The 5,542-nt window shown below is 58.2% G+C and carries 3 rRNA genes; all 3 read right to left on the reverse strand.

Going from position 1 to position 5,542, the window contains the following annotated elements:
- Positions 1–2: 2 nt before the first annotated feature.
- A 5S ribosomal RNA gene (gene rrf / locus ACZ4FV_RS51560) occupies positions 3–119 on the reverse strand.
- A gap of 127 nt (positions 120–246) precedes the next feature.
- Positions 247–3,375 (reverse strand): 23S ribosomal RNA (locus ACZ4FV_RS51565).
- A gap of 343 nt (positions 3,376–3,718) precedes the next feature.
- Positions 3,719–5,242: ribosomal RNA gene (locus tag ACZ4FV_RS51570) — 16S ribosomal RNA — on the reverse strand.
- The 16S, 23S and 5S rRNA genes sit together here, the layout of an rRNA operon.
- Between the last annotated feature and the right edge of the window lie 300 nt (positions 5,243–5,542).

The raw sequence follows: 5,542 nt of genomic DNA on the forward strand, positions 1-5,542 counted from the left end.
GATTCCGGCGGCGTCCTACTCTCCCACACCCCTTCGAGTGCAGTACCATCGGCGCTGGAGAGCTTAGCTTCCGGGTTCGGAATGAGACCGGGCGTTTCCTCTCCGCCAAGACCACCGGAAAACCATCGAACCCGACAATCACGGGTCGTTCGGTGAACCAGAAATCACATGCGGTGATTCAATTATCAAACGGGTTCCCCGAAACCGATTGCGGTTCGGGAACCACACAGTGGACGCGTAGCAACTGAGGACAAGTCCTCGGCCTATTAGTACCGGTCAGCTCCACCCCTTACAGGGCTTCCACACCCGGCCTATCAACCCGATCGTCTCTCGGGGGCCTTACCCAACCGAAGTTGGTGGGAGTCCTCATCTCGAAGCAAGCTTCCCGCTTAGATGCTTTCAGCGGTTATCCCTCCCGAACGTAGCCAACCAGCCATGCCCTTGGCAGAACAACTGGCACACCAGAGGTTCGTCCGTCCCGGTCCTCTCGTACTAGGGACAGCCCTTCTCAAGACTCCTACGCGCACAGCGGATAGGGACCGAACTGTCTCACGACGTTCTAAACCCAGCTCGCGTACCGCTTTAATGGGCGAACAGCCCAACCCTTGGGACCTACTCCAGCCCCAGGATGCGACGAGCCGACATCGAGGTGCCAAACCATCCCGTCGATATGGACTCTTGGGGAAGATCAGCCTGTTATCCCCGGGGTACCTTTTATCCGTTGAGCGACGGCGCTTCCACAAGCCACCGCCGGATCACTAGTCCCTGCTTTCGCACCTGCTCGACCTGTCGGTCTCACAGTCAAGCTCCCTTGTGCACTTACACTCGACACCTGATTGCCAACCAGGATGAGGGAACCTTTGGGCGCCTCCGTTACCCTTTAGGAGGCAACCGCCCCAGTTAAACTACCCATCAGACACTGTCCCTGATCCGGATCACGGACCCAGGTTAGACATCCAGCACGACCAGAGTGGTATTTCAACGACGACTCCACGAACACTGGCGTGTCCGCTTCACAGTCTCCCACCTATCCTACACAAGCCGAACCGAACACCAATATCAAACTATAGTAAAGGTCCCGGGGTCTTTCCGTCCTGCTGCGCGAAACGAGCATCTTTACTCGTAGTGCAATTTCACCGGGCCTGTGGTTGAGACAGTCGAGAAGTCGTTACGCCATTCGTGCAGGTCGGAACTTACCCGACAAGGAATTTCGCTACCTTAGGATGGTTATAGTTACCACCGCCGTTTACTGGCGCTTAAGTTCTCAGCTTCGCCCCGAAGAGCTAACCGGTCCCCTTAACGTTCCAGCACCGGGCAGGCGTCAGTCCGTATACATCGTCTTACGACTTCGCACGGACCTGTGTTTTTAGTAAACAGTCGCTTCTCGCTGGTCTCTGCGGCCACCACCAGCTCGGAGAGCAAGTCTCCTCACCAACAATGGCCCCCCTTCTCCCGAAGTTACGGGGGCATTTTGCCGAGTTCCTTAACCACAGTTCACCCGAACGCCTTAGTATTCTCTACCTGACCACCTGAGTCGGTTTGGGGTACGGGCCGCCACGACACTCGCTAGAGGCTTTTCTCGGCAGCATAGGATCATCCACTTCCCCACAATCGGGTCGGCATCAGGTCTCAGGCTCGTGTTGTGCGGATTTGCCTACACAACGCCCTACACCCTTACCCCGGGACTACCACCGCCCGGGCTGGACTACCTTCCTGCGTCACCCCATCGCTCACCTACTACCCGATTGGTTCGGCGGCTCCACCAAAACCGTTCACCCGAAGGATCCCGGCGGCTTCACGGCCTTAACATCACGAGGTTCGGCGCTGGCGCATCGTAGCGGGTACGGGAATATCAACCCGTTGTCCATCGACTACGCCTGTCGGCCTCGCCTTAGGTCCCGACTTACCCTGGGCGGATTAGCCTGCCCCAGGAACCCTTGGTCATCCGGCGCACACGTTTCTCACGTGTGATTCGCTACTCATGCCTGCATTCTCACTCGTGCAGCGTCCACCGCTGGTTTCCACCGCGACTTCACTCGCTGCACGACGCTCCCCTACCCATCCGTACGCCTGAACCACGAAGGCTTGGCTACATGTACGAATGACACGACTTCGGCGGTGCGCTTGAGCCCCGCTACATTATCGGCGCGGAATCACTTGACCAGTGAGCTATTACGCACTCTTTCAAGGGTGGCTGCTTCTAAGCCAACCTCCTGGTTGTCTCTGCGACTCCACATCCTTTCCCACTTAGCGCACGCTTGGGGGCCTTAGTCGGTGCTCTGGGCTGTTTCCCTCTCGACCACGGAGCTTATCCCCCGCAGTCTCACTGCCGCGCTCTCACTTACCGGCATTCGGAGTTTGGCTTATCTCAGTAACCTGGTGAGGCCCATCAACAATCCAGTGCTCTACCTCCGGCAAGAAACACACGACGCTGCACCTAAATGCATTTCGGGGAGAACCAGCTATCACGGAGTTTGATTGGCCTTTCACCCCTAACCACAGGTCATCCCCCAGGTTTTCAACCCTGGTGGGTTCGGGCCTCCACACGGTCTTACCCGCGCTTCACCCTGCCCATGGCTAGATCACTCCGCTTCGGGTCTTGGGCGCGCGACTCAATCGCCCTGTTCGGACTCGCTTTCGCTACGGCTACCCCACACGGGTTAACCTCGCCACACACCGCAAACTCGCAGGCTCATTCTTCAAAAGGCACGCAGTCACGACCACCCACGACTAAACGCGGATGGCGACGCTCCCACGGCTTGTAGGCACACGGTTTCAGGTACTATTTCACTCCCCTCCCGGGGTACTTTTCACCTTTCCCTCACGGTACTAGTCCGCTATCGGTCACCAGGGAATATTTAGGCTTAGCGGGTGGTCCCGCCGGATTCACACGGGATTTCTCGGGCCCCGTGCTACTTGGGAAATGCGCAAGCAAGCCGCACATGTTTCGTCTACGGGGGTCTTACCCTCTACGCCGGACCTTTCGCATGTCCTTCGACTACATGTACGGTTTCTGACTCGCCGACCGGCCGGCAGACCGATCAAGCACACTCCCACGACCCCGATCACGCAACCCCTGCCGGGTATCACACGTGACCGGTTTAGCCTCATCCGATTTCGCTCGCCACTACTCTCGGAATCACGGTTGTTTTCTCTTCCTGCGGGTACTGAGATGTTTCACTTCCCCGCGTTCCCTCCACACACCCTATATATTCAGGTGCGGGTGACAGCCCATGACGACTGCCGGGTTTCCCCATTCGGACACCCCCGGATCACAGCTCGGTTGACAGCTCCCCGGGGCCTATCGCGGCCTCCCACGTCCTTCATCGGTTCCTGGTACCTAGGCATCCACCGTGCGCCCTTAACAACTTGGCCACAGATGCTCGCGTCCACTGTGCAGTTCTCAAACAACAACCGATTCCCACGAACACTCAGGCCACGCCTACCAATCTTGCGACTGGCGGTTCGAAAACCGTCCGAGGATCGGAACCTTCCCGAGACAACAGACCAGCCCCAACAGCCAACAGGCTGTGGGGCCGGGCCCATTCCCTCAGGACCCAACAACGTGCCCGGCGGAAGCCTCCGACCGACCCGCGCTTTCCACGCCCCGAAGAGCAGTACTCACGAAGATCTTTGAAAGATCCCACCGAATAGTCAACGTTCCACCCATGAGCAACCGTGTGGCACAGATGGCCACATTCGGCTATGTGCTCCTTAGAAAGGAGGTGATCCAGCCGCACCTTCCGGTACGGCTACCTTGTTACGACTTCGTCCCAATCGCTGGTCCCACCTTCGACGGCTCCCCCTCTTGCGAGTTGGGCCACCGGCTTCGGGTGTTACCGACTTTCGTGACGTGACGGGCGGTGTGTACAAGGCCCGGGAACGTATTCACCGCAGCAATGCTGATCTGCGATTACTAGAGACTCCGACTTCACGGGGTCGAGTTGCAGACCCCGATCCGAACTGAGACCGGCTTTTTGAGATTCGCTCCACCTCGCGGTATCGCAGCTCATTGTACCGGCCATTGTAGCACGTGTGCAGCCCAAGACATAAGGGGCATGATGACTTGACGTCGTCCCCACCTTCCTCCGAGTTGACCCCGGCAGTCTCCTGTGAGTCCCCATCACCCCGAAGGGCATGCTGGCAACACAGAACGAGGGTTGCGCTCGTTGCGGGACTTAACCCAACATCTCACGACACGAGCTGACGACAGCCATGCACCACCTGTACACCGACCAAAAGGGGCACCTGTCTCCAGATGTTTCCGGTGTATGTCAAGCCTTGGTAAGGTTCTTCGCGTTGCGTCGAATTAAGCCACATGCTCCGCCTCTTGTGCGGGCCCCCGTCAATTCCTTTGAGTTTTAGCCTTGCGGCCGTACTCCCCAGGCGGGGAACTTAATGCGTTAGCTGCGGCACGGACGACGTGGAATGTCGCCCACACCTAGTTCCCAACGTTTACGGCGTGGACTACCAGGGTATCTAATCCTGTTCGCTCCCCACGCTTTCGCTCCTCAGCGTCAGTATCGGCCCAGAGACCCGCCTTCGCCACCGGTGTTCCTCCTGATATCTGCGCATTTCACCGCTACACCAGGAATTCCAGTCTCCCCTGCCGAACTCTAGCCTGCCCGTATCGAATGCAGGCTCGGGGTTAAGCCCCGAGTTTTCACATCCGACGCGACAGGCCGCCTACGAGCTCTTTACGCCCAATAATTCCGGACAACGCTCGCACCCTACGTATTACCGCGGCTGCTGGCACGTAGTTAGCCGGTGCTTCTTCTGCAGGTACCGTCACTTTCGCTTCTTCCCTGCTGAAAGAGGTTTACAACCCGAAGGCCGTCATCCCTCACGCGGCGTCGCTGCGTCAGGCTTTCGCCCATTGCGCAATATTCCCCACTGCTGCCTCCCGTAGGAGTCTGGGCCGTGTCTCAGTCCCAGTGTGGCCGGTCGCCCTCTCAGGCCGGCTACCCGTCGTCGCCTTGGTAGGCCACTACCCCACCAACAAGCTGATAGGCCGCGGGCCCATCCTGCACCGCCGGAACTTTCAACCCCCCACCATGCGGAGGAGGATGTTATCCGGTATTAGCTCCGGTTTCCCGAAGTTATCCCAGAGTGCAGGGCAGGTTGCCCACGTGTTACTCACCCGTTCGCCACTCATCCACCCCGAAGGGCTTCAGCGTTCGACTTGCATGTGTTAAGCACGCCGCCAGCGTTCGTCCTGAGCCAGGATCAAACTCTCCATTGATGTTCACCGGTAATCCGGTGGAACACAATAAGTGAGCGGCGACTCTCCCGGAGGAATAGTCCGGGTATGTCGCCGGCGTCCTTGCTGTGACCTGGGCCCACTGACGGAACCCAGGATTTTCTTCAAAGGAACCACCAACACTGACCGCTGCTTCCCGAGTGGGAAGACGTTCAGCGCCGGGGGTGTTTCTTTGGCGTTGACTTTTGGCACGCTGTTGAGTTCTCAAGGAACGGACGCTTCCTTTGGTGCGGAGTCAACCGCGCCCTCCGGGCGTTTAACGTTCAAGGTGTTTCAGTTTTT

It is taken from the genome of Embleya sp. NPDC025285 (assembly GCF_055558835.1).